The 23,923-nt window shown below is 59.3% G+C and carries 18 protein-coding genes, 1 other RNA gene and 1 pseudogene; 12 read left to right on the top strand and 8 right to left on the bottom strand.

What is annotated here, in order from left to right:
- Positions 1–18: 18 nt before the first annotated feature.
- Positions 19–786 carry an FCD domain-containing protein gene (locus tag AB4N44_RS21220; RefSeq protein WP_007915207.1) on the bottom strand — a complete coding sequence of 256 codons (768 nt, stop codon included), beginning with the start codon at positions 784–786 and terminating at the stop codon, positions 19–21.
- A 262-nt stretch (positions 787–1,048) separates the two neighbouring features.
- Here AB4N44_RS21220 and AB4N44_RS21215 point away from each other — a divergent pair, with 262 nt between their 5' ends.
- The 7 genes from AB4N44_RS21215 (at position 1,049) to ssrA (ending at position 9,552) form a co-directional block, all read left to right on the top strand.
- Positions 1,049–2,743, top strand: coding sequence for a lactate permease LctP family transporter (locus AB4N44_RS21215; protein ID WP_316917642.1), 1,695 nt, complete (start codon positions 1,049–1,051; stop codon positions 2,741–2,743).
- A gap of 161 nt (positions 2,744–2,904) precedes the next feature.
- The gene (locus tag AB4N44_RS21210) at positions 2,905–3,729 is read left to right on the top strand and encodes a (Fe-S)-binding protein (RefSeq protein WP_160038259.1); all 825 of its coding nucleotides are present in this window, start codon (positions 2,905–2,907) and stop codon (positions 3,727–3,729) included.
- The gene (locus AB4N44_RS21205; protein WP_460107618.1) at positions 3,726–5,180 is read left to right on the top strand and encodes a LutB/LldF family L-lactate oxidation iron-sulfur protein; all 1,455 of its coding nucleotides are present in this window, start codon (positions 3,726–3,728) and stop codon (positions 5,178–5,180) included. The genes AB4N44_RS21210 and AB4N44_RS21205 overlap by 4 nt, the downstream gene beginning before the upstream one ends.
- On the top strand, positions 5,180–5,851 hold the full coding sequence (locus tag AB4N44_RS21200) for a LutC/YkgG family protein (protein ID WP_460107621.1): 672 nt from the start codon (positions 5,180–5,182) through the stop codon (positions 5,849–5,851). The genes AB4N44_RS21205 and AB4N44_RS21200 overlap by 1 nt, the downstream gene beginning before the upstream one ends.
- Complete coding sequence (locus AB4N44_RS21195) at positions 5,848–8,658, top strand: FAD-binding and (Fe-S)-binding domain-containing protein (RefSeq protein ID WP_460107624.1); 2,811 nt, start codon at positions 5,848–5,850, stop codon at positions 8,656–8,658. Before AB4N44_RS21200 ends, AB4N44_RS21195 begins: the two co-directional genes overlap by 4 nt.
- A 130-nt stretch (positions 8,659–8,788) precedes the next feature.
- Complete coding sequence (locus tag AB4N44_RS21190) at positions 8,789–9,067, top strand: hypothetical protein (protein ID WP_150774859.1); 279 nt, start codon at positions 8,789–8,791, stop codon at positions 9,065–9,067.
- 96 nt (positions 9,068–9,163) lie between these two features.
- Positions 9,164–9,552, top strand: a transfer-messenger RNA (tmRNA) gene (gene ssrA, locus AB4N44_RS21185).
- Between the two features lie 178 nt (positions 9,553–9,730).
- On the opposite strand, the gene AB4N44_RS21180 is transcribed toward ssrA, so the two are convergent.
- Positions 9,731–10,357 carry a hypothetical protein gene (locus AB4N44_RS21180; protein WP_150774860.1) on the bottom strand — a complete coding sequence of 209 codons (627 nt, stop codon included), beginning with the start codon at positions 10,355–10,357 and terminating at the stop codon, positions 9,731–9,733.
- 82 nt (positions 10,358–10,439) lie between these two features.
- Positions 10,440–11,480 carry a DMT family transporter gene (locus AB4N44_RS21175; RefSeq protein WP_460107628.1) on the bottom strand — a complete coding sequence of 347 codons (1,041 nt, stop codon included), beginning with the start codon at positions 11,478–11,480 and terminating at the stop codon, positions 10,440–10,442.
- 314 nt (positions 11,481–11,794) lie between these two features.
- Between AB4N44_RS21175 and AB4N44_RS21170 the strand changes: the two genes are divergently transcribed.
- The 5 genes and pseudogenes from AB4N44_RS21170 (at position 11,795) to AB4N44_RS21150 (ending at position 16,658) form a co-directional block, all read left to right on the top strand.
- Positions 11,795–12,166, top strand: coding sequence for a DUF6124 family protein (locus AB4N44_RS21170; RefSeq protein WP_150774862.1), 372 nt, complete (start codon positions 11,795–11,797; stop codon positions 12,164–12,166).
- A gap of 261 nt (positions 12,167–12,427) precedes the next feature.
- Complete coding sequence (gene rimJ / locus AB4N44_RS21165; RefSeq protein ID WP_460107634.1) at positions 12,428–13,015, top strand: ribosomal protein S5-alanine N-acetyltransferase; 588 nt, start codon at positions 12,428–12,430, stop codon at positions 13,013–13,015.
- Positions 13,016–13,082: 67 nt separating this feature from the next.
- Positions 13,083–14,522, top strand: a complete 1,440-nt coding sequence (locus tag AB4N44_RS21160) for an ArnT family glycosyltransferase (RefSeq protein WP_460107637.1) — start codon at positions 13,083–13,085, stop codon at positions 14,520–14,522.
- Positions 14,523–14,570: 48 nt separating this feature from the next.
- Positions 14,571–15,752, top strand: a pseudogene (locus AB4N44_RS21155) (methyl-accepting chemotaxis protein); the annotation flags it as partial.
- Positions 15,753–15,794: 42 nt separating this feature from the next.
- The gene (locus tag AB4N44_RS21150) at positions 15,795–16,658 is read left to right on the top strand and encodes a methyl-accepting chemotaxis protein (RefSeq protein ID WP_371748303.1); all 864 of its coding nucleotides are present in this window, start codon (positions 15,795–15,797) and stop codon (positions 16,656–16,658) included.
- Between the two features lie 296 nt (positions 16,659–16,954).
- Here AB4N44_RS21150 and AB4N44_RS21145 read toward each other — a convergent pair whose 3' ends face one another.
- The 5 genes from AB4N44_RS21145 to AB4N44_RS21125 form a co-directional block, all read right to left on the bottom strand.
- The gene (locus tag AB4N44_RS21145; protein ID WP_150749612.1) at positions 16,955–17,203 is read right to left on the bottom strand and encodes a FitA-like ribbon-helix-helix domain-containing protein; all 249 of its coding nucleotides are present in this window, start codon (positions 17,201–17,203) and stop codon (positions 16,955–16,957) included.
- A 76-nt stretch (positions 17,204–17,279) separates the two neighbouring features.
- Positions 17,280–18,653 carry a DUF1329 domain-containing protein gene (locus AB4N44_RS21140; RefSeq protein WP_460107639.1) on the bottom strand — a complete coding sequence of 458 codons (1,374 nt, stop codon included), beginning with the start codon at positions 18,651–18,653 and terminating at the stop codon, positions 17,280–17,282.
- Between the two features lie 145 nt (positions 18,654–18,798).
- The gene (locus AB4N44_RS21135; RefSeq protein WP_460107642.1) at positions 18,799–20,757 is read right to left on the bottom strand and encodes a DUF1302 domain-containing protein; all 1,959 of its coding nucleotides are present in this window, start codon (positions 20,755–20,757) and stop codon (positions 18,799–18,801) included.
- A gap of 48 nt (positions 20,758–20,805) precedes the next feature.
- Positions 20,806–22,095 carry a phospholipase gene (locus AB4N44_RS21130; protein WP_460107644.1) on the bottom strand — a complete coding sequence of 430 codons (1,290 nt, stop codon included), beginning with the start codon at positions 22,093–22,095 and terminating at the stop codon, positions 20,806–20,808.
- Positions 22,096–22,336: 241 nt separating this feature from the next.
- Positions 22,337–23,905: an FGGY-family carbohydrate kinase gene (locus AB4N44_RS21125; RefSeq protein WP_460107647.1), complete on the bottom strand. Its 1,569-nt coding sequence runs from the start codon at positions 23,903–23,905 to the stop codon at positions 22,337–22,339.
- Positions 23,906–23,923 lie beyond the last annotated feature (18 nt).

Raw genomic sequence — 23,923 nt, 5'->3', positions numbered from 1 at the left:
CAACACAGAAATAACTGATCACATCCCCTTGCGCCGCTCCGCCCGAGCCATGCGCTGAACTTCCTGCCGCACCTCTTCCAGCACCTCCTGCACATACAAAATATGTCGGCTGGAGACTTCCCGCGCCTGCTCCGCACGACCTTCGATAATCGCCAGATACAATTCCCGATGCTGGGTGATCAGCATGTCGCGGGTTTCCGTGCGCTGCTTGTACATGCCGCCGATGTTGGTGACGACGTTGCGCTTAAGCAGATCGAACAGCCCGCGAATGGTGTGCAGCAACACTGCGTTATGGCTGGCTTCAGCAATCGCCAGATGAAATTTCGCATCCGCCGCGCCCTCCTCCGCCCGACTGACTTCATCGTGGCGCGAATAGCAGTCCTGCAACTCCTCGAACGCTGCCGTCAGCCGTTCGCGATCGACATCAGTTGCGCGTAATGCCGCGTAATAGGCGCACGATGCCTCCAGAGTGTGCCGAAACTCCAATAAATCACGCTGCGCCTCAGGATTGCTTTCGAGCAACTGCAGCAGCGGATCGCTGAACGTCGAACCCAGACTTTCCACCACATAATTGCCGCCACCCTGGCGACTGACCAGCAAGCCTTTCGCCGCGAGTTTCTGAATCGCTTCGCGCAGCGACGGCCGTGATACGCCAAATTGTTCGGCTAGCGTGCGCTCCGCTGGCAGCCGCTCACCGGACTTCAGCGTGCCCTCAAGGATCATCCCCTCAAGTCGCTCGACAATATCGTCAGACAAACGGCGCTGACGTATCTGATCAAACCCCATAACTCATTTCTCCACGATCCCGACCGCTCGCCGGGCTCTCTATTCTGGCCTATCGGCGCCTTGCCGACACCTACCAGACGCCACTTGCCGAAACCGGATCAGATGCGATCTGCACCGCTTGTTCGACAAAAGTTTCAGGGCGACAAATTGACACACCGACATCAAGGCTTTTACCCTAGCCAACAGCGATTGTAAATTGGTCTTACCAATTATCCAAGAACGCTGACAGTGCCTGACCAACAACAATTAGGGGCCACCCCATATGCAAACCTGGCAACAGCTCTACAGCCCGCTCGGCAGTCTCGGCGTGTCCGCACTCGCGGCCGTCATCCCCATCGTGTTCTTTTTCCTCGCGCTTGCGGTGTTCCGCCTCAAAGGCCATGTGGCCGGGAGCATCACCCTCGCACTGTCGATTGCCGTGGCGATCTTCGCGTTCCAGATGCCGGTCGATATGGCCTTCGCCGCCGCCGGGTATGGCTTCGCCTACGGTCTGTGGCCGATTGCCTGGATCATTGTCGCGGCGGTGTTCCTCTACAAACTGACGGTGAAAAGTGGTCAGTTCGAGGTCATTCGCAGTTCGGTGTTATCGATTACTGACGACCAGCGCCTGCAAGTGCTGCTGATCGGTTTCTGCTTCGGTGCTTTCCTGGAAGGTGCCGCCGGTTTCGGTGCGCCGGTGGCGATTACTGCCGCACTTCTGGTCGGACTGGGCTTCAACCCGCTGTACGCCGCCGGCCTGTGCCTGATCGCCAACACCGCACCGGTTGCGTTTGGCGCATTGGGGATTCCGATCATTGTTGCCGGCCAAGTCACCGGCATCGACGCGTTCAAGATCGGCGCCATGACCGGTCGCCAACTGCCGCTGCTGTCGTTGTTCGTGCCGTTCTGGCTGGTGTTCATGATGGACGGCCTGCGCGGCGTGCGTGAAACCTGGCCGGCTGCACTGGTTGCAGGCTTGAGCTTCGCCGTCACCCAATACTTCACTTCCAACTTCATCGGCCCGGAGCTGCCAGACATCACCTCGGCCTTGGCCAGCCTGATTTCCCTGACCCTGTTCCTGAAAGTCTGGCAGCCAAAACGCGCCGCCGGCCAACACATCGCCGGTGCCGTTTCCGCCTCGGTGGTGACCGCCAGCGTCGGCGGTTTCGGTCAAAAGCGCAGCACCGTGGCTTCGCCTTACAGCCTCGGGGAAATTTTCAAAGCGTGGTCGCCGTTCCTGATCCTCACCGTGCTGGTAACGATCTGGACGCTGAAGCCTTTCAAAGCGATGTTCGCCGCTGGCGGTTCGATGTACAGCTGGGTGTTCAACTTCGCGATTCCGCACCTTGATCAACTGGTGATCAAGACCGCACCGATTGTGGCCGCTCCAACAGCAATCCCTGCGGTGTTCAAACTCGACCCGATTTCCGCGACCGGCACGGCGATTTTCTTCTCCGCGCTGATCTCGATGCTGGTGCTGAAGATCAATTTCAAAACTGGTCTGACCACTTTGAAAGAGACCTTCTATGAACTGCGCTGGCCAATCCTGTCGATCGGTATGGTGCTGGCCTTCGCCTTCGTCACCAACTACTCCGGCATGTCTTCGACCATGGCGCTGGTATTGGCCGGAACCGGCGCGGCATTCCCGTTCTTCTCGCCGTTCCTCGGCTGGCTCGGCGTGTTCCTCACTGGTTCGGATACTTCGTCCAACGCGCTGTTCAGTTCGCTGCAGGCGACCACTGCGCACCAGATCGGCGTCAATGACACCCTGCTAGTGGCAGCCAATACCAGCGGCGGCGTGACCGGCAAGATGATCTCGCCACAATCGATCGCAGTGGCCTGCGCCGCGACCGGCCTGGTGGGCAAGGAATCGGATCTGTTCCGCTTCACCCTCAAGCACAGCCTATTCTTTGCAACGATTGTCGGTCTGATCACCCTGGCTCAGGCCTACTGGTTCACCGGCATGCTCGTGCACTAAACCTACAAGACGCTTACAAGAAGCATGGAAAAAACCGACGCCGGTCCGTGATGCCGGCGTCAGCAATTCACAACCCGGTCTGTAAGGCTGCTGAAAGCAACGCTCTCTATATTCAGCAGCCGCCACAGACGGATAACCGGGCCCACCCGGAGACACGCCTGATGAGCGAGCTTTTTTACAACGCCGTGCCGAACGCGACCCGTGTGGCCCCGCCACTGCCCGAACCTCGGCAATACCCCAGCGAGAAACCGGCGCGGGTCTATCTGTTCGGCACGTGCGTGGTCGATCTGTTCTACCCCGAAGCCGGGATGGACGCGATCCACTTGCTGGAGCGCGAAGGGATCCGGGTCGAGTACCCGCAAGGGCAGAGTTGCTGCGGCCAACCGGCCTACACCTCGGGTTACACCGAGCAGGCGCGGACGGTAGCGCGCTCGCAACTGGCGCTGTTTGCCGGGGATTATCCGGTGGTGGTGCCGTCGGGTTCCTGCGCCGGCATGCTACGCGAGCATTACGCCGACTTGTTCAAGGACGAGCCGGAGACGTTGAAACAGGTTCAGGCCCTCGCGGCCCGCACCTATGAACTGGCCGAGTTTCTGCTGTTCGTCTGCAAGGTGCAGCTCAAGGACAGCGGCGAGCCGGTCAAAGTCGCGCTGCACACTTCGTGTTCGGCACGTCGCGAAATGAACACCCACCTGCACGGCCGCGAGTTGTTGGCGCAGTTGAGCAACGTGGAACGGGTCAACCATGACCACGAAAGCGAATGCTGTGGCTTCGGTGGAACATTCAGCGTCCGTATGCCAGACATTTCCGGCGCGATGGTGGCTGACAAGACCAAAGCGTTGAAGGATTCCGGCGCGCACAAGGTGTTGAGCGCCGACTGTGGCTGTTTGATGAACATCAACGGCGCATTGGAGAAACAAAAAGAAGCGCTGCGCGGGCAACATCTCGCCAGCTTCTTGTGGCAACGAACCGGGGGTGCGCAATGAGCACTTCCGCGATTATTCCTACGGTCGCCGTAGAAGAAGATTTCCGCACCCGGGCACACAATGCCTTGGGTGATCAGCAGCTACGGAACAACTTCCGCACTGCGATGGACTCACTGATGGCCAAGCGGGCAGCCGCTTTCAGTGATGCCCATGAAAGAGAACATTTGCGCGCACTGGGCAATTCGATCAAAGCCCGCGCGCTCTCCAAGTTGCCCGACCTGCTCGAGCAACTGGAACAGAACCTGACCCGCAACGGTGTGACAGTGCACTGGGCGGAAACGGTGGACGAGGCCAATGGCATCGTCTTATCGATCATCCGCGCTCACGAGGCGCGGCAAGTGATCAAGGGCAAATCGATGGTCAGCGAAGAGATGGAGATGAACCATTTCCTCGAGGCTCGGGACATTGAATGTCTGGAGTCCGACATGGGGGAATACATCGTCCAGCTCGACCACGAGAAGCCTTCACACATCATTATGCCGGCGATCCACAAGAATGCCGGTCAGGTCGCGTCCTTGTTCCACGACAAACTTGGCGTGGAATACACCAAGGACGTTGACCAACTCATTCAGATCGGTCGCAGAGTCCTGCGGCAGAAATTCTTCGAAGCGGACATCGGCGTCTCCGGTGTCAACTTCGCCGTCGCCGAAACCGGCACCCTGCTGCTGGTGGAAAACGAAGGCAACGGGCGCATGACCACCACCGTGCCGCCGGTGCACATCGCCGTCACCGGCATCGAAAAAGTCGTGGAAAACCTGCGTGACGTGGTGCCGCTGCTGTCACTGCTGACCCGCTCGGCGCTGGGCATTCCGATCACCACTTACGTCAACATGATCTCCAGCCCGCGCAAGGAGCACGAACTCGACGGCCCACAGGAAGTGCATCTGGTCCTGCTCGACAACGGTCGCAGCCAGGCTTTCGCCGACAGTGAATTGCGCCAGACCCTGAATTGCATCCGCTGCGGCGCTTGCATGAACCATTGCCCGGTTTATACCCGCGTCGGTGGTCACACCTACGGCGAGGTGTATCCGGGGCCGATCGGCAAAATCATCACCCCGCACATGGTCGGTCTGGCCAAGGTTCCGGATCACCCGAGTGCTTCGTCGCTGTGCGGTGCCTGCGGTGAAGTCTGCCCGGTAAAAATTCCGATTCCGGCGATCCTGCGACGCCTGCGCGAAGAGAACGTCAAAGCCCCGGACAGCCCGAATCAAGTGATGCGCGGTCAGGGCAGCAAGTATTCGCGCAAGGAACGCTTCATCTGGAACGCCTGGGCCACGCTCAACAGCTCGCCAACCTTGTATCGATTGTTCGGCTTCTTCGCCACGCGCCTGCGGGCGCTGACTCCGAGCAATGTCGGCCCATGGACACAAAACCACAGCGCGCCGAAACCCGCCGCCCGCTCACTGCACGACATGGCCCGTGAGCATCTGGCCAAACAGGGAGACCGCTGATGAGCGCCAAGCAAAATATCCTCGGCAAGCTGCGGAAAAGTCTGACCGGCACCACGCCGATTACCGACGACTTCGATGTCGATCTGGTGACGCAGCCTTACACCTACAGCGCCGAACAACGCATCCCGCAACTGCGCAAATTGATGGAAGCGGTGCACACCGAAATCCACCTGACCTCGGACGCAGAATGGCCGGCGCTGCTTGCGCAATTGCTGCGTGATCGCCAGTTGCCGAGCCTGTTGATCGCGCCGACGACAGCGCACGGGCAACGCATCACACAGCATTGGGCGAACAATCCTGATCTGCCAGCGCTGAAGTCCTACGACCGGCCGATGGAAGAGTGGAAAGCCGAACTGTTCAACGACACCCCGGCCAGCCTCACCGGCACCCTCGGTGCGATTGCCGCCACCGGCAGCCTGATCCTGTGGCCAACCCGCGAAGAGCCGCGCTTGATGAGCCTGGTGCCGCCGGTGCATTTTGCTCTGCTCAAGGCCAGCGAAATCCGCGACAACTTCTATCAAGTGCAACAGGAATTCGAATGGGCGCAAGGCATGCCGACCAACGCGTTGCTGGTGTCCGGCCCTTCGAAAACCGCTGACATCGAGCAAGTACTGGCTTACGGCGCCCACGGCCCGAAAGACCTGGTGGTTCTGATCCTGGAGGACCAATGACGCTTCCAGCGAATTTCCTGCGTGATGCGCAACAACTGATTCCGGCCGAGCGCCGCTTTGATGATCCTTTATCGACTCTGGCCTTCGGCACCGATGCCAGTTTTTATCGGCTGATTCCGCAACTGGTGATTCGCGTCGAATCCGAAGATGAAGTTGTGGCGCTGTTGAAACTGGCTCAGCGTGACCACGTTCCGGTGACGTTCCGCGCGGCCGGCACCAGCCTCTCCGGCCAGGCGATCAGCGATTCCGTTTTGATCGTGCTTGGGGATAACTGGAACGCTCGCGAGATTCGCGGCCAAGGCACACAGATTCGTCTACAACCGGGCGTGATCGGTGCGCAGGCCAACGCTTGGCTGGCACCGTTCGGGCGCAAGATCGGCCCGGATCCGGCGTCGATCAACGCTTGCAAGATCGGCGGCATCGTCGCCAACAATGCCAGCGGCATGTGCTGCGGTACTGCGCAAAATACCTATCACACGCTGGCCGGGATTCGCCTGGTGCTGGCCGATGGCACACGTCTGGATACCGAAGACGCTGCAAGTGTCGCGGCATTCCGCGTAAGCCACGGCGATCTACTTGAGCGCTTGGCGACATTGGGTCGCGAGACTCGCGCCAACGCCGAACTCGCTGCACGAATCCGCCACAAATACCGTCTGAAAAATACCACTGGCCTGTCACTCAACGCCTTGGTGGATTTCGATGAGCCTGTGGATATCTTGAGCCACTTGCTGGTCGGCTCCGAAGGCACCCTCGGATTTATCAGCGCAGTGACCTACGACACCGTGATCGATCACCCGAACAAAGCCTCGGCGCTGATCGTCTTCCCGGATGTGGATACCTGCTGCAACGCGGTCACCGTGCTGAAAAGCCAACCGGTGTCCGCCGTGGAACTGTTGGATCGTCGCAGTCTGCGTTCGGTTCAGTACAAACCGGGCATGCCCGCTTTCGTACAACAGCTGTCGAACAATGCCTGCGCACTGCTGATCGAATCCCGCGCCGCCTCATCCACGTTGCTGCAGGAACAACTGGCGCAGATCATGGCGTCGCTCAGTGGTTTCCCGGTGGAAAAGCAGGTCGACTTCACCGAAGACCCTGCCGAAAACGCCAAGCTATGGGCGATCCGCAAGGACACCTTCCCCGCCGTCGGCGCGGTGCGCAAAACCGGCACCACGGTGATCATCGAAGATGTGACTTTCCCGGTCGAACAACTGGCCATCGGCGTCAATCGCTTGATCGAGTTGTTCGACAAACATGCCTACGACGAAGCGATCCTTTTCGGACACGCGCTGGAAGGCAATCTGCACTTCGTCTTCACCCAAGGCTTCAACAACCCGGAAGAAGTCGCACGTTATCAAGCGTTCATGGACGACGTCGCGCAACTGGTCGCCGTGGAATTCGGTGGCTCGCTGAAAGCCGAACACGGCACCGGCCGCAACATGGCGCCGTTCGTGGAACTGGAATGGGGCAGCGACGCCTATCAGTTGATGTGGCAGCTCAAACGTCTACTCGACCCTAACGGCATTCTTAACCCGGACGTGGTGCTCAGCGAGGATCCACAGATCCACCTCAAGCATCTGAAACCGCTGCCGGCGGCGGATGAGATTGTGGATAAGTGCATCGAGTGCGGTTTCTGCGAGCCGGTCTGCCCATCGAAAGGACTGACCCTGAGCCCGCGCCAGCGCATCGTGATCTGGCGCGATATTCAGGCGAAAAAACGAGCCGGCGTCGACACCACCGAACTGGAAAAAGCCTACGAGTACCAAGGCATCGAAACCTGCGCCGCCACTGGTCTGTGCGCACAGCGTTGCCCTGTAGGTATCAACACTGGCGAGCTGGTGAAAAAGCTTCGAGGCCGACACGCTACGCATCAGAAAACCGCTGACTGGATCGAAGGAAATTTCGCCAAGACCCTGCAAGGTGCGCGTTTCACCCTGCATGTGGCCAACGGCGCACGAATGATGCTCGGCGCACCGCGTCTGGCGAAGCTTTCGGCAACGATAACGCGGCTGTCCAAAGGCCAGGTGCCGTTGTGGACGAATGCGATGCCGCAACCGGAGAAAGCCATCCGCTTCAGCCCCAGCGTCTCGGACGCACGTCCGCGTGTGGTCTATCTAGCCGCGTGTGTATCGAGAGTCATGGGCCCGGCGGCGGGCGATAAAGAGCAGATGTCTCTGTACGACAAAACCCGTGGTTTGCTGGAAAAGGCCGGTTACCAAGTGGTCTTCCCGAACAATCAGGACAACCTCTGCTGCGGTCAGCCTTTCGCCTCTAAGGGCTACGCCGAGCAAGCCGAACACAAGCGTCAGGAGCTGATCAGCGCACTGCTGCATGCCAGTCGCGGCGGTCTCGACCCGATCTACTGCGACACCAGTCCGTGCACGTTGCGTCTGGTTCAGGACGTAGGAGAAACCCGTCTGGATCTGTACGACCCGGTGCGCTTCATCCGTACGCACCTTCTTGATCGACTGGACTTCACGCCACAGGACGCACCGATTGCGGTACACGTGACCTGCAGTACGCAACATCTGGGCGAAAGCCAGGCGTTGATCGATCTGGCGCGCAAGTGCAGCAACACAGTGGTGATTCCGGAAGGCATTCATTGCTGTGGATTCGCCGGCGACAAAGGCTTCACCACGCCGGAACTGAACAGCCACTCGCTGCGCACGCTCAAGGACGCGGTGCAGCATTGCAGCGAGGGAATTTCCACCAGCCGCACCTGTGAGATCGGTCTGACGCAACACGGCGGAATCGACTACCACGGGCTGGTCTATCTGGTGGATCGCGTGACCCGGGCGAAGGCCTGCTGAAGAAAAATAGAACCCTTGAGTTCGACTGTAGTCCACAGATTAACCCCGGCTGATCGGGGTTTTTCTTCCACACGGTTGCCCGTCCTGACGGCCAGCGAAGTCTGGACCCACTCGGTTCAAGGAGATACACATGAAACGTTCTGTACTGTTAGGTCTGTTCGTTACTGCATCGATGATGGCGTCCACTTCGTTTGCTGCTGACAAGCCTGACGACCTGTGTGAAGTCAATATTCAGACCATCAACAATGCCAAGGGCCAGCTGTCAGCGAACCCGGAACTGAGTCAGCGTGCTAACGCCAGTGTGAGCAAGGCCGAGGCGCTCAAGGCTCAAGGCAAAATCGACGATTGCATTGCGGAAACCTCGCAAACCATCGTGGAACTGCGCAAATCCACCGGTACCAACAACTGATCAGCGTCCCGGCCAACCTTCGGGTTGGCCTTGGGGGCCGATTGGCGTACACTGCACACGCTTGTTGCTCAAACAGATGTACTGAGCAATGAGTTCGGGGCCGTTTAGGATTCGACGCCGGTTGCGAAACTTTAGGTGCATGCCGACTTGGTAACAGAAGTCGTAAATCCACTGTTGCAACTACTTATAGTTGCCAATGACGACCAATACGGTGTTGCTCTCGCTGCTTAATTGCAGCTGACAATGCTCCTGGTACCTTCGGGTCCAGCAATCATCAGGGGATGTCTGTAAACCCAAAATGATTGTCATATAGAACAGAATCGCCGTGCAGTACGTTGTGGACGAAGCGGCTAAAACTTACACAACTCGCCCAAAGCACCCTGCCCTTCGGGTCGCTGAGGGTTAACTTAATAGAAACGGCTACGCATGTAGTACCGACAGCGGAGTACTGGCGGACGGGGGTTCAAATCCCCCCGGCTCCACCAACTCTCAACAACAAGGCCCGCCAAGTGCGGGCTTTGTTGCATCTGGACATCAGCCAAACCGGGGATCCACGACCGCAGCCTGCAACCGTTCAGGCTCGATAACCCCGGCGATGCTCCGCCAACCTACAAAAAAGGACGACACAATGTCGTCCTTTTTCCTACCTGCACTCATGCTCCATCAATGAGCAACACTAACCAAATCCGGACGACTGGACTTAAGCATCGCCTCATTAACCTTGCCCTGAATCGAGCAAGTAAACATCCCATTACTCCCAGCACTCAGCTCTTCCGGAGCCGGTTCGATCAAGAACACCCGCTCAGCACTGTCGACCACCAGCTTACCGGCAGTGGCGGCAGGATCTTCCGGCTGCCAGCTGGATTTGCCATGGGACCAGATTTCCGCGCGTGCGTAGAGTCCCTGCGACATCTCCAGGCGTGGCCCGCCCGCTTTTTCCAGTTGAGTGTGGAGTTCATTCGGCGTCTGCTTGGCGTAGAAGCCCCAACTGATGATGCGCGTGCCCATCAGATCCATGTCTTCGGCGTAGAAGCCGGTCAACGACATGCCATCAATCTCGACCGGTTTGGCAAACATCCAGCGCTGCCCCATGTCGCTCTTGGTGCCGCCGGACAATTTTATCTGGCCATTTTCGACAGAGTTCGGCACCAGATCCTTGATCAATGGTGATTGCACAACGGCCAGTGAGTGATCGTCACAAGCGGCAAATGACGCCACTGGTGAGGGTGCAGCGGCAACGCTGACAGTCGAAAAGAGGGTCACAAGGGGCAGCAGGAAAAAGGGTTTCATGGAATGACTCGAATGAAAGACTGAAGAAACTGGCAAAAAATGATATCACAGTGATATCAATTGACAGACTTTCGACATTCAATCAGTGCTCATGCCGGTGATGAATATCCGGAAAATGTGCATGCCGGTGACGCATCGGCGTATGCACATGCGGATGGCTGTGCGGCTCCGTTCCATCCCAGTCAAACCCGTGCGTATGCTGGTGATGCTCGTCGTGTGTGTGGCGATGATCATGCTCGAGCCGTTCGTGCTGATGCTCATGAATATGGTTCTCCATCAAGTGAATCCATACCCCCACGGCCATTAACGCCGCAGCGAGCAGGAACATCAGCGACACCGACTCGCCCAGCAGCAGAATCGAGATAGCTGCGCCCAGAAACGGCGCGGTGGAAAAGTACGCGCCGGTGCGTGCACTGCCCAGCCCACGCAGGGCGAGGACGAACATCACCAGGCTGACCCCGTAACCGAGAAACCCGACCAGCAGGATGGGCACCAGCGAGGCGGTTGCGGGCAGTTGTTTGCCGATTAACAAGGCCAGGCCGCAGTTGACCACTCCCGCCACAAGACCTTTGCTGCCCGCGATAAACAGTGCATCCGAGGCAGAGACCTTACGCGTCAGGTTGTTATCGATGGCCCAGCAAAAGCAGGCGAACGCGACGGCCAGCGGCCCTGTCCAGTCTTGCGCCGACACGGCTTCTTGCGGCCAGGACAACACGACACCGCCAGCCACGATGGCGAGCATGCCGATCACGATTCGCCGATCGGCGTTTTCCTTGAACACTATCCACGCCAGCAGCGCCGTGAGCACTGATTCCAGATTGAGCATCAGTGACGCGCTCGCGCCGGACGTTCGGGTCAAACCGAACATCAACGCCACCGGTGCCAGCACGCCGCCGAAGCCGATGGCTCCGACCAGCCACGGCCATTCGCCGGTGCCGAGTCCGGAACGTTGCCAGCCTCGATCGCGGGCGAAACGCAGGACGGTCAAACCCAGACCGCTGCCCAGATAGAGCAACCCGGCCAATAGAATCGGTGAAGTCTGTACGCCTAGGAGCTTGGCGAGTGGCGTACTGGCACCAAACAACGCTGCCGCAACCAACGCGTAGAGAACGCTCACATTCATGAAGGAATCACTCGCTCGGGCCGATGAAATACCGGCAACAATCATCGCAAAACTCAGGTGAGAATTGTGTGAACCGTTCCGCCCGCTGACTACATGCTTGAGATGGCTTTCCGTGATCACCGCGACTGCCGTCTGGTTTTGTCGCCATGCCCTCCTTCCCACACCGAACGTCCTAGGAAAATTCCCGCAACACGCGTCGACTTTGATGAACTGGTGGACAGTTCCTCAGGACGTTACCCTCCACGACCACTGCCATCCAACGGACGATTTGGCAGCCGCAACTGCAGTGAATGTTCACTCCACGGAGCTACGTCATGAAAAAAACCCCACAGCTTTCGCTGGTTGGCTCGGCACCTTCCGACGCGCCCGCTTCCAGCACCCAACCTCAGTCGAACACCACCGCACGCGCCGAGGCGACCCGTCGGCGGCGTAGCGTCCCTCTCAATCAACTCATCAGGGTGCGTGACGATGTCGACACACTGACCCTGCTCACCCACGCCAGCGAGATCCTCGACTCCCTCGTCGCCATCAGCGCAAACCTTGCCGATGAGTTCGACGGTTCCAAACGCCATGTGGCGGTGGCAATGAAGCAACTGAGCGCACTGGCCGAGATCCTGGTCTGCCGGGCGCGGGACAATCTTGACCCGCAGGGACCGCACACCTGTGGGCCTGAAACCCGCCATTGACGGGTGAAACCTGTACGAGTCGCCCCGTCGCTCGGGTGAGCATCGGACAACGCCGAGCCGCCCATCGAGATGAATTTTTCTTCACTGCAGCTACGCGGCCAAGCCTTGTACAGTCCGCTCGCTCATTCAAGAAACTACGGTTCGCCCGCGCTCCTGCGGGCTTTTTTTTGCCTCGGATTTATCGCGCCAACCTGCGAGGGCTTGCTCTCCCACTGGCGAGTGCGCCAACCTGCCGGAAGATCCCCCACTCCGGAGCATCCGATGCCGCTGTTGACCCTGCCCTGCCAACGCCTGACGCTCGCGATACTCGCTCCGGACCAGGCCGACCTTGAAAGCGAGTTCTACCGACGCAACCAACGCCACCTCGCGCCATGGTCGCCTATCCGCACCACCGAATATTTTTCCACCGAGCAGATTCGCCGGCGCCTTGAAATACAGGCCAGCGCCTTCGAGGCCGGGCTGGCCATGCACTTCGCGCTGTTGACCCCGGATGGCCAGCAAATGATCGGCGCCTGCAACTTCAGCGGCATTATTCGCGGGGCCTTTCAGGCGTGTTATCTGGGTTATCACATTGATGAAGCCCAACAGGGACAGGGCTTGATGCACGAAGCGCTGAAGGCTGGCATCGACTACATGTTCGATATCCAGAACCTGCACCGGATCATGGCCAACTACATTCCCGGCAACGAGCGCAGTGAGCGCTTGCTTGAGCGGTTGGGCTTCGAACGCGAGGGTTACGCCAAGGCGTATCTGAACATTGCCGGGCGCTGGCAGGACCACGTGCTGACGGCGCTGGTCAATCCGCTGTTCGAAACGCCGGAAAAGCGTTGGTCGCGACGACTGGCCTGAGCTTCACAATTTATTCAGGATTGCCGACGTATGCTCAGGCTCCCGCCCCTTCCGGTTGCCTGAAACCATGTCGCGTGCCGTCACTTCGCTGTTTCTGCTTGCTGCCCTGCTGTTTTTCTTCGCCTTGGGCGGCCATCAATTGCAAGGCTCCACCGAGGCCCGCGTCGCCGGCATCGCCATGGAGATGCACCTTGATAACGACTGGGTGACGCCTCGGCTGTTTGGCGAACCGTTTCTGGAAAAACCACCACTGAGCCTGTGGCTGGATGCCGGCGCCATGCGCGTGTTTGGCGTTTCACCGTGGGCGGTGCGGCTGGCGTCGGCGGTGGCCGGTTTAATCAGTGTGATGCTGCTGTACGGCATGTTGCGCCGGTTTGGACGACCGAAAATGGTCGCCTGGACGGCAGGCATTCTGCTCGCGACCATGGCCAGTTACTGGAGCAATGTGCGCGGCGTCGGCGAGGATGCGTTGCTCGCTCTCGGCGTGACCACGGCGTTGCTCGCCTTTTATCAAGCGCAACGGGCACCGAGTGTCGGCAGCTCGCTGTTGTTTATTGTCGGGATTGCCATCGCCACGTTGAGCAAAGGTGTGCTGGGGCTGGCCATGCCGGGGGTGGTGATTTTTGCTTACCTTCTGGCCGACAACCTGATGGACAAGCGCCTGAAAATCGTTGACTGGCTGCGACCGGGCTTACTGACCCTGGTCGGTTTGATTCCGCTGCTGATCTGGCTCGTCATCCTCTTTCAGCACGGCGGCGCACAAGCCGTCAGAGAAGTGCTGTTGACCAACAGCGTCGGGCGCTTCAGCGGATCGTTCGTCGAAGCCGGACACTACGAACCGTTCTATTACTACCTCGCCAAACTGCCGGAAGCCTTTCTGCCCTGGAACATTCTGGTGTACCTGGGGCTCTGGCATTTCCGCAAACAATTGCAGGCCAACCGTTACCTGCTGTTTTTCAGCCTGTGGATGGTTGCACAATTCGTGATGCTGACGTTGGCGTCGAGCAAGCGCACGGTGTATCTGATGTCGATGACACCGGCCGCTGCGGTGATCGCAGCGGAGTATGCGGGCGTGCTGTTCGAGCGCTTGAAACAGTACGAATCAGGCAATGGATTCGTAGGCCGAATCGCCCGGCAGCGTCAGACACTGGCAGTCGGCGTACTCACGCTGGTGATCGGCAGTTATCTCGCGGCCGCGCAATGGGCGCTGCCCCACGCCGACAAAAAGCTATCGTTCCTGCCGTTGAGCGAACACATTCAAATGCTGCAAGCCGAAGGTCGACAAGTTGCGTTGTTTCAAGCCAATGAACGCGTCGGCGGCGCCAGCGTTTTTTACACCCGGCAGGTGCTGAAAGGCCTGGATACCGACGCGCAACTGCGAGACTTCCTCGCAGCCTCGCCATCCCACGTCGCCGTCATGGCGGCAGACCGCGAACCTGTCGCACCGTTGAAAGTGCTCAAGACCCTGAGAGTCGGTCGGCAGGCTTATTACTTCGTCGGTTATTGAGGTAGCCGCTACACGATCATCTCGTGCAGGCACGCCCCTGAACCCGCGATGAAAAAGAGCCTCAGCGGGGCCGTTACAAATTCCGTAGGACAAAATCCTTTCAGCTCTGGGAAATGCGGCCGATACAAACCTGCTAACACCCTTGCTGGCTCAAAAAAACAACAATCTTCCAGCCTAACCGACGACAAGAAACCCAACGTTTCTGGAGGATTTTTGATGAATAGCTGGTTCGGCAACATCAGCGTGAACATGAAATTGGGCCTGGGCTTCGGCCTGGTGCTGGCCCTGACCTGCGTGCTGGCCCTGACAGGCTGGACCAGCCTCGGTGGCCTGATCGACCGCAGCAACTGGATGAGCGACATCACCCAGCTCAACGCCGGCCTGACCAAACTGCGTGTGGTGCGCCTGCAATACATGCTGACCAATGGCGATGAAACCGCCGCGCAGAATGTGCAGACCACCCTGGAAAGCTTCGCCGCGCAGCAACAGAAGCTGATCAACAGCTTCAAGAGCCCGGAAAACGTCAAACTGCTCAAGGAGCAGGCCGCGACCATCGCTGAATACCAGACGTCGCTGAACAAAATGCGCAACGCCTATCGCACCGGCAACAGCGCCCGCGACAGCATGAGCGTGAGTGCCGAGACCGCGTACAACCAGATCGAATCGATCAGCAAGCGCGTACAGCAGATGGACATGAGCGAGCAGCGTTTCGAACAGTTCCAGGCGATCACCGCCGCCAAGGAAGCGTTCATCCTCGCGCGCTACGAAGTTCGCGGTTACACCGCCACCACCAACGCCGACACCGAGCAGAAAGCCGTCGGCCAGGTGGATGTCGCGATCGCCAGCCTCAAGCAACTGAACGTGCATTTCGCTGATTCTCAGCAAGATGCCCTGCGTCAGTTGGAAACCGCACTGGTCAACTATCGCAGCGCATTGATGGCGTATAAAAATGCCAACACCGATGCGGTGCAGGCGCGTAAGGAAATGACTGATCAAGGCGCCGCCATCGTCACCACCAGCGAGCAGCTGTATCAGATCCAGCTCGACCGTCGCGACATCGAAAGTGCCCAGGCGCGTACCTTCCAGTTGATCAGCACCCTGCTGGCGCTGTTGGTCGGCGTGATTGCTGCGGTGATCATCACCCGTCAGATCACCCGTCCGCTGCAAGAAACCCTGGCTGTGGTCGAGCGCATCGCCAGCGGCGACCTGACCCAGAACGTCACGGTCACCCGTCGCGACGAACTCGGCGTGCTGCAACAAGGCATCGCACGCATGGGCGTGACCCTGCGTGACTTGATCAGCGGCATCCGCGACGGCGTCACCCAGATTGCCAGCGCTGCTGAAGAACTGTCGGCCGTGACCGAACAGACCAGCGCCGGTGTGAATAGCCAGAAGGTCGAGACCGATCAGGTCGCCACCGCGATGCACGAGATGACCGCCACCGTGCAGGAAGTCGCGCGCAACGCCGAAGAAGCTTCGCAAGCCGCTGCCGCCGCTGACGGCGAAGCCCGTGAAGGCGACAAAGTCGTAAACGAAGCCATCGCGCAGATCGAGCGTCTGGCCAGCGAAGTGGTGCGCTCCACCGAAGCCATGAGCGTGCTGCAACAGGAAAGCGACAAGATCGGCAGCGTCATGGACGTGATCAAGGCTGTTGCTGAACAGACCAACCTGCTGGCCCTCAACGCTGCGATCGAAGCCGCGCGTGCCGGTGAAGCCGGTCGTGGTTTTGCCGTGGTCGCCGATGAAGTTCGTGGCCTGGCTCAGCGCACACAGAAATCCACCGAAGAAATCGAAGGCCTGGTCGCCGGTCTGCAGAACGGCACCCAGCAAGTCTCGGCGGTGATGAGCAACAGCCGCGCCCTGACTGACAGCAGCGTGGCTCTGACGCGCAAGGCCGGCGCATCGCTGGAAAACATCACCCGCACGGTGTCGAACATTCAGTCGATGAACCAGCAGATCGCTGCAGCGGCTGAACAGCAAAGTGCAGTGGCTGAAGAGATCAGCCGCAGCATCATCAACGTGCGCGATGTGTCGGAACAGACCGCTGCCGCGAGTGATGAAACAGCTGCATCGAGTGTTGAACTGGCGCGTCTGGGTGGTCAGTTGCAGCAGATGGTCAGCCACTTCCGCGTTTGATCTTGATTCAGCGCTGACGCTACAACCGCATCGCGAGCAGGCGAAGGCCTACAGGTAACGCGTCGATCACAGATTATGTGGGCGACGCCAATTTCCCTGTAGGCCTTCGCCTGCTCGCGATTGCGTCCGCCCCATCACCCCGATGTCCCGGAAAAAACTCCGCCTAATGTAGGAGCTGCCGCAGGCTGCGATCTTTTGATCTTCGCTTTTGAACAAATCAGAAGCCAGATCAAAAGATCGCAGCCTTCGGCAGCTCCTACATAAAGGTATTCTTCAGCGCGTGCGCATTTCGAGCATCAGCAATCTGGAAAATCCATAACCCTGGCTTTTTCCTGCCGTGAAGGCAAACCAAGGTCGATCCCTCCGACCGAGGAAAAGCGCTGGCGAATCCGGCTACCCAAGCCTCCAGCGCTATCCCTTCTAATCAATGCTCGCCCCAGAATCATGCGAGCTTCTTCCTCGATGGAATTTCCGTTCTGGGTCGCGTTAATCCGTAACTGATCCATGAGCGGACCATCAACATTTCGAATTGTGATGCTGGCCATGATGCCTCCTGCTATCAAGCAAAAATCATTGATCGAGACTAACATCCATCCACCAAAGAACAGCCAGCGCAATCACTTACCGCGTCCCACGCTGCCGCAACGCCGACGGCATGAAGTACGCATCCTCCGGCACCGGTTGTGCGAAATCGACAGTCTCCGCTTCTTCGTTATCAAGGTTCTGCACGTAGTAACGGCGCGCCTGCAAATCGTGGAAAACATCCAGCGCACTCCACGTCGTCGGCAGGTCGTAGAAGTTTTTCAGGTAGGCCATCGACACCCGCCACAACTCCCCTCGCCCATCGTATTGATCGACCAGTGCCGCGCCCCAGCTGTCTTCATCGAGAAACAGCACACGCTTGGAATAGATATGCCGCGAACCCGGTTTCAAGTTGCCTTCCACCACCCACACGCGGTGCAGCTCGTAGCGGGTGTATTGCGGGTTGAGGTGGCCCGGGGTAAGCAGTTGCGCGTACTTCACGTCGGGGCTGGCGACTTTGTAGTTGTTGTAGGGGATGTAGATTTCCTGTTTGCCCTTGAGCTTCCACTCGTAGCGATCCGGTGAGCCGTTGAACAGGTCGGTGTCGTCGGCGGTGCGCAGGCCATCGGATGAAGCGATCGGCGTGTCGTAGGCGAGATTCGGTGCGCGGCGCACGCGGCGTTGGCCGGCGTCGTAGATCCAGGCCTGACGTGCGTCCTTGAGTTGGTCGAGGGTTTCGTGCACCAGTGCGGCACCGCCGGCCAATCGTGCCGGGCTTTTCACGAAGGCGAGGTAGTAGAACAGGATGTTTTTCAGGTCGGCGAACTGGCCGTTCGGGCGGTAATAGTTGAACAGCGCTTCCTGCTGCGATGTCACCAGCGCGAAGCTGCCGTTGCGTTGTACCGGCGCTTCGGAAGCGCGGCGCACGACGTAGATGCCGCGGTAGCGGGTGATGTGGTTCCACAGCACTTCAACGCCGTCCTTGGGCACCGGAAAAGGTACGCCGCCGTAGGCATCGGAGAAGCCGCTGCCGCCTTCGAGCAATTTGGCCGAGGTGGCGTTTTTCAGGGTGTTGTCGTACAGCCATTGCGGCGCTGAGCCAGATCGCCGGGATGGGTAGATCGGCATCTGAAAGGTGTCGGGATAGCTGTTGAACAGGGCGATCTGGCCGGGGCTGAGGTTCGCTTTGTACTGGTCGAGATTGGCTTTGGTGATGGTGAACAGCGGTTTGTCTGCGGTGTACGGATCGGGGTGATGCTGGCCGGGTTTGTAGCCGGCCGGGGCTTGAGTGATGCCGCCGGTCCACGCGGGAATCGTGCCGGCGGCGTTGCCCGCGCGCTCGGCGCCCATGGGGGTCAGGGTGGTTTTCAGTTGTTCGGCTTGTTGTGGGGTGATGGCCGCGAAGACGCTGCTAGCGGCAAGGCCTAAAACAAACCCTAGCGAAGCTTTGGTCAATCCCGAAGTGTGAACCATGATCTTCTCCAAAATACAAAAACCTGTGGGAGCGAGCCTGCTCCGGGCGGCGTTCCGACGAAAGCGGTGGGTCAGTCGACATCAATGTTGAATGTGCCGGCCTCTTCGCGAGCAGGCTCGCTCCCACAGGGGCTGTGTGTAGCCTTTAAAGGAAATACTTGAGGTTGAACCCGACGTTGTCGCGGTCGCGGATGCCGTTGTTCTGCCCGCCGCCGTAGAACTCGGTGTATTGCAGTTCAGCTTCGAGCTTGTTCTGGTAGTTGGCCTTGATCCCCAGCGTGTAGGCCTTGCGACCTTCGATGGTGTTGCCGGCCTGATAGCTGTTGCCCTCGAAATCGTCCTTGTAGACGATGTACGGCGAGACGTTGACCCCGGCATACACATCGTTCCAGGTGCCGTTGAGCATCGCCGTGTAGCTGTAGGAATTGCGATTGACCTGATCGTCGCGATCACCGCCGGAGACATAGGAATAGTTACCGGTGCCGGCGTAGAAGCGACGGCTGCCGTCATACGCGGTGTATTGCAGACTGCTGCCGCGCAGGTGTTCCGAGGCCAGTTCGAAGATGCCGAACAGCGAGTCGAACGAAGCGGTCGGGCCGAAGTTGTAGATGGTGCCGAGCGAGGTGTTGAACGCTTCGACGCGTTCGGCGTTGTTGATCTCGCTGTTGAGATTGACCATCTGCCCGCCGACGTTGATCGACCTGCCCGTCACCGCCACGGCAGCTCCGTTGGCCAGGTCACCGATCAAATCGTTGGTGGCTGCGACACCGATCGGCAGGTTCGGCCGATAAGCGATTTCGCCGAACACCGATGCCTCGCCCAGTGTGGTGTTGAAGCTGAAACCGTACATGCGGATGTCTTCGGCATAGCGCCGATGCGCCTGGATATTGCCCATCACATCAGCGGTGGCCAGACCATTGGCCAGCGCCCCGGCCTGACTGCCAGCGACACCGGACAACAGGCTGGTCAGCGCATCCATGTCGATGCCGTTGTAACCGCCCAGGTCCGCCGCGATGGTCGGTTCCTTGGCGTGGTAGTTGACCAGGTACAAACCGAACTCGGTGCTGTTGAGTTGTTCGGCGATGTAGCGAAAGGCAAAGCCGAACTGGCCATCGTTGCGTGCGTTGTAGTCCTTGCCGATGCTCGCCACTTTCAGCGTGTTGCCGTAGGCCGGAGTGACGCCGTTGGCGTACAGGCCAGTGGTTTGCAGGGCGGAGTTCAGCAACGGGTTGTTGCCCAGTGCACTGTACAAACCGATGACGTTGCCAAAGCCGGGCACCGGTGTATCAAGCGCGGTGCCGCTGAAGTTGTTGTAACCGGTGTTGCCACCGTCGGCGAACAAGTCGGTCTGCGAGTAGAAAGTGCCGACCGGGTCGATACGGGTTTCCTTCCAGTTGGTCTGGTAGAAACTCTCCAGGGTCAGCGAGTCGGTGAGGCCGATGTTAAAGCTCAGCGCCTCGACCGGCACCAGCACTTCCTTCACTTCGGCGCCGGGCAAGCGGTACTTGGCGGCGTCCACGGGGTTGGTGGTATTGATCCCGCCGCGGTAGAAAATCCCCTCGCCCCAGTTGAACACCTGACGGCCGACACGTGCGGTCACCGGCATCTGCGCAACGTCCCAACTGCCATGCACGTAGGCGTCGAGCATCTCGATGCGGCTGCCGGCGATGTCGCGGGTCTGGCTGGTGAAATGGTTGTCCTGCGGGTAGCTCTGGCTCGGCTGCGACGGGCTGTTGTTGTCGTAGTAGTCGTTGCGCTTGTCCATCAGTTGCGTGTCGTAGAACGCGGTGCCGCGCACGAACACGCCGTAGTTCTGATAGTTGGCTTCAAGCTCGGAGGTGATCTTGTACACCTCGGAAACCAGCCCGGTGTCGAAGTTGCGATTGCCGTCGTTGGTGTTGACGTCATCGTTAGTCTTGTCGCGGCCCTGCACCCGCCACAAACGGCCGTAAGACAAGGTCGTGTCGAGGGAGCCAGTGACCTGCTTGTCCATCAGGCTGAACTCCACCGCGTGCGCCGCATCGACTGCGCACAGTTGCAGCAACCCGGCCAGGCCGACACCGGGGAGCCCGGCGCCCGTCAGGCGCAATCGAGAGTTGATCATGTGTTCCTCCTTCCCTGTGTTTTTATTGTTTTGGTGTACGTTGCCACGCTACGGCGCCAATCCCGCGCTGACGTAAATCCGACTGTGCGCGCCGAAATGCCCGAGCAGTTTCAACAGCTGCTGGTTAAGTGCCGGGTGGTCGAAGTCTTCTCGTTGCAGTTGATTGCCGCTGCTGAAATCACTGCTGACGGGCGCCGTTTCCAGCCACTGGCCGATGGCTTCGTCGAAGGCGGCGGAGTAGTTGACGGCTTCGGCGCTGACCACTTCGCGCAGGTAGTCGACCGAGTACGGCGGGTAGCTTTTGTCTTGGGCTACATCGGCGTAAGCATCAAGCATCGGATGCGGCTGCCCCGTGCGCAGCACGCGGCGCAGCCAGGTCGACTGATACTTCTCCACTTCCATGTGCCGAGTAGCGACGCGCTCGATGGAGGCTTGTTTGTCCTCAGCGAAACCGGCGATTGCCTTGCCTTCCAGCAGCAAAAGACTGGCGAGGTCGACGCCGGGCAACGGCTTGGCGTGATACGGCTGAGTCAGGTCCTGAATGTGGTGCAGGCCCCAGCCGAGAAAGCGATAACCCCAATACGGATGACCGCTGGCAAACGCCAGTCGCGCCAGGCCCATGTATTGATACGCGCGCCAGTCCGGCCAACTGCGTTCGAGGAAACCGGCAGCGGCGTACACCACCGCGCTTTCATGGAAGAAGCCCATGTGGAACGGCGCCTGCGAGCTGTATTGGAAACGCGCATCACCGAACGGTTGCGCGCCGAAGCCGTAGACCGCGCCGACGTCACCGGGATTGTCGCTGAACAGGTTGATGTCGTGGCCGTAATCCGGCTCGTCGGCGGCGCTGGCGAGTATGGCCAGCGGGGCGACTTTTTCATGATCGGCGACCACGATGAAGCGTTGGCGATTCCACGGCGAAAGGGTTTGCTCGACCATGACTTGATTGGCCTGCAGATGCTCACGTTCGGGCAGATCTTTGCCGGGCAATGGCTGGATGACCATCGCCAGATGAATCTCGGGATTGATGCGCAACGCCGCGAGGAAGTCGTGGCGCAGATTGTCACTCGGCACTGCGGGCAATTTCAGGTTATCGGGGCGTGGTGGGTATTGAGCGAAGTGCTCGCGGGCGAAGCTTTCCTGCTGCTCCAACAGCGCCAGAACGGCCGGATATTGCTCGGTGAGAAAACGCTCCAGTGGTTCGACTTCAACCTGCGGTGCATCACGCAACGCCGGCAGATCCTGCAACGCCAGATAGCTGCCCACCGTATGGTTGGACCAGCCCCAGGCGCTCGGGGCCGTTGCACAAAGCAGCAACAGGAGGAAGATCAGCTTCATTGCTTCTGGTTCTTATTGGCGGTGCCGAGGGGGATGAGCCTAACAACCGACCCCGCCGCTGACACTGTCCGATCTCACCAGAAAAAGTCTCCGATGGCGCCAATTACCCGATATCAAAAACACCACCGTCCCCTGTAGGAGTGAGCCTGCTCGCGATAGCGGTGTGTCAGTCAAATAGATGCTGGCTGACCCTCCGCTATCGCGAGCAGGCTCACTCCTACAAGGGATTTGTGGTGGTCAGCTAAGCGGGGTAACCGGTGATTTTGCGGATGCTTTGATACAGCGGTTTAAGCTGGCGGTACATGCGCAGGTAGACCTCTTTGTACAGTTGCTCATAGATTTTCTGAGCCTCGGGCTGCGGGGTGAACACCGCGCCCACCCGAGTCATCGCCGCGATGGCCGTGGGGAAATCCGCGTGCAGTCCCAACCCCACCGCACAACAAATCGCCGCGCCCAGACCCGACGCTTCATACACATGCGGACGCTCCGCCGGCAGGCCGAAAATATTCGCCGTCAGCTGCATCGCCGCATCACTCTGCGAGCCGCCACCGGCCACGCGCAACCGCTTGATCGACACCTTCGAACGCCGCTCGATGCTTTCCATACCCTGGCGCAATGCATACGCCAGCCCCTCAAGAATCGCCCGGTAAATATGCGCGCGGGTGTGCACATCGCCGAACCCGATCATCGCGCCTTTCGCCTCAACACCCGGCTCACGAATCCCCGGCGACCAGTACGGTTGCAGCATCAAACCCATCGATCCCGGCGGCACAGCGTCGACCAGCGCATCGAACAACTGCTCAGGCTCGATGCCCTGCTCTTTGGCCTGCTGCATCTCGCGCAGACCGAACTCGTTCTTGAACCAGCTGACCATCCAGTAACCGCGATAAATCATCACCTCGCAGTTGTACTGATCCGGCACCGCCGAGGGGTACGGCGGGATCAACGGGACAATTTCCAGATAGCGCGAGCGGGTGCTGGTGATCGTTGCCGTGGTGCCGTAAGACAGGCACACCGTGCTCGCATCGACCACGCCGGCACCGACCACTTCGCAAGCCTTGTCAGCCCCCGCGGCAATCAGCGGCAAGCCTTCGGGAATGCCAGTGTGGCGAGCGGCTTCAGCGGTGATGTAGCCGAGGGTTTCACCGGGTTTGTGCAGGCTCGGCAATTGCTCGGGACGCACCGCCAGCGCCTGCCATTTCCAGTCACTCGGCGCGGCCCATTTCAGCCGTTTGAAGTCGAACGGCAGATAGCCGACGCAGCAGCCTACGGAGTCGACAAAACGCCCGCAGAGTCGATGAGTAAGAAACCCCGACAGCAGCAAAAATTTGTCAGTCGCCCCCCACACTTCAGGCTGATGCTTGGCGATCCAGTTCGCCTCAGCCTGAGCGCGAAAATAATCTACGGTGCCTTGCGCGCCGACCAGTTTGAACAACCAGCCCCACGGCCCTTTGATCCCGCCTTCGACTTCGCTCTGCCGTTGATCGAGCCACAGAATCGCCGGACGTAACGGCTTGCCTTCGGCATCGACGTTGATCACCGTGCCACGCTGCGTAGTCAGCGAAACGCCGGCAATCTGCGAGCGATCGATGCCGGTCTGCTGCCAGACCTGCTGACACGCCTCGCCGAGTTTCGCCCAGTAATACTCCGGATCCTGCTCGGCCCAGCCCGGTTGCGTCGAGTAGTACGCCTGCAGTTCGACCTTGCCTTTGCCGAGCAGATTGCCCTGCAAATCGAAGAGCAACGCGCGCACGCTCTGGGTGCCGTTGTCGATCGCCAGCAGGTAACGCTTGTTCGGGTGGTTATCCATGGAGCTCTCTTCAAGGGG

It is taken from the genome of Pseudomonas sp. S3_C06 (assembly GCF_054667675.1).
The sequence above is the reverse complement of the archived record's forward strand: the minus strand, read 5'-3'. Positions and strand labels throughout refer to the sequence as shown.

Excerpts from the sequence above, each read along its gene's own strand:
- AB4N44_RS21195 (WP_460107624.1), top strand. The coding sequence starts at position 5,848 with ATGACGCTTCCAGCGAATTTCCTGCGTGATGCGCAACAACTGATTCCG.
- AB4N44_RS21170 (WP_150774862.1), top strand. The coding sequence starts at position 11,795 with ATGAAAAAAACCCCACAGCTTTCGCTGGTTGGCTCGGCACCTTCCGAC.
- AB4N44_RS21140 (WP_460107639.1), bottom strand. The coding sequence starts at position 18,653 with ATGGTTCACACTTCGGGATTGACCAAAGCTTCGCTAGGGTTTGTTTTA.
- rimJ (WP_460107634.1), top strand. The coding sequence starts at position 12,428 with ATGCCGCTGTTGACCCTGCCCTGCCAACGCCTGACGCTCGCGATACTC.
- AB4N44_RS21160 (WP_460107637.1), top strand. The coding sequence starts at position 13,083 with ATGTCGCGTGCCGTCACTTCGCTGTTTCTGCTTGCTGCCCTGCTGTTT.
- AB4N44_RS21200 (WP_460107621.1), top strand. The coding sequence starts at position 5,180 with ATGAGCGCCAAGCAAAATATCCTCGGCAAGCTGCGGAAAAGTCTGACC.
- AB4N44_RS21130 (WP_460107644.1), bottom strand. The coding sequence starts at position 22,095 with ATGAAGCTGATCTTCCTCCTGTTGCTGCTTTGTGCAACGGCCCCGAGC.
- AB4N44_RS21135 (WP_460107642.1), bottom strand. The coding sequence starts at position 20,757 with ATGATCAACTCTCGATTGCGCCTGACGGGCGCCGGGCTCCCCGGTGTC.
- AB4N44_RS21210 (WP_160038259.1), top strand. The coding sequence starts at position 2,905 with ATGAGCGAGCTTTTTTACAACGCCGTGCCGAACGCGACCCGTGTGGCC.
- AB4N44_RS21175 (WP_460107628.1), bottom strand. The coding sequence starts at position 11,480 with ATGAATGTGAGCGTTCTCTACGCGTTGGTTGCGGCAGCGTTGTTTGGT.
- AB4N44_RS21190 (WP_150774859.1), top strand. The coding sequence starts at position 8,789 with ATGAAACGTTCTGTACTGTTAGGTCTGTTCGTTACTGCATCGATGATG.
- AB4N44_RS21145 (WP_150749612.1), bottom strand. The coding sequence starts at position 17,203 with ATGGCCAGCATCACAATTCGAAATGTTGATGGTCCGCTCATGGATCAG.
- AB4N44_RS21180 (WP_150774860.1), bottom strand. The coding sequence starts at position 10,357 with ATGAAACCCTTTTTCCTGCTGCCCCTTGTGACCCTCTTTTCGACTGTC.
- AB4N44_RS21125 (WP_460107647.1), bottom strand. The coding sequence starts at position 23,905 with ATGGATAACCACCCGAACAAGCGTTACCTGCTGGCGATCGACAACGGC.
- AB4N44_RS21215 (WP_316917642.1), top strand. The coding sequence starts at position 1,049 with ATGCAAACCTGGCAACAGCTCTACAGCCCGCTCGGCAGTCTCGGCGTG.
- AB4N44_RS21205 (WP_460107618.1), top strand. The coding sequence starts at position 3,726 with ATGAGCACTTCCGCGATTATTCCTACGGTCGCCGTAGAAGAAGATTTC.
- AB4N44_RS21150 (WP_371748303.1), top strand. The coding sequence starts at position 15,795 with ATGGGCGTGACCCTGCGTGACTTGATCAGCGGCATCCGCGACGGCGTC.
- AB4N44_RS21220 (WP_007915207.1), bottom strand. The coding sequence starts at position 786 with ATGGGGTTTGATCAGATACGTCAGCGCCGTTTGTCTGACGATATTGTC.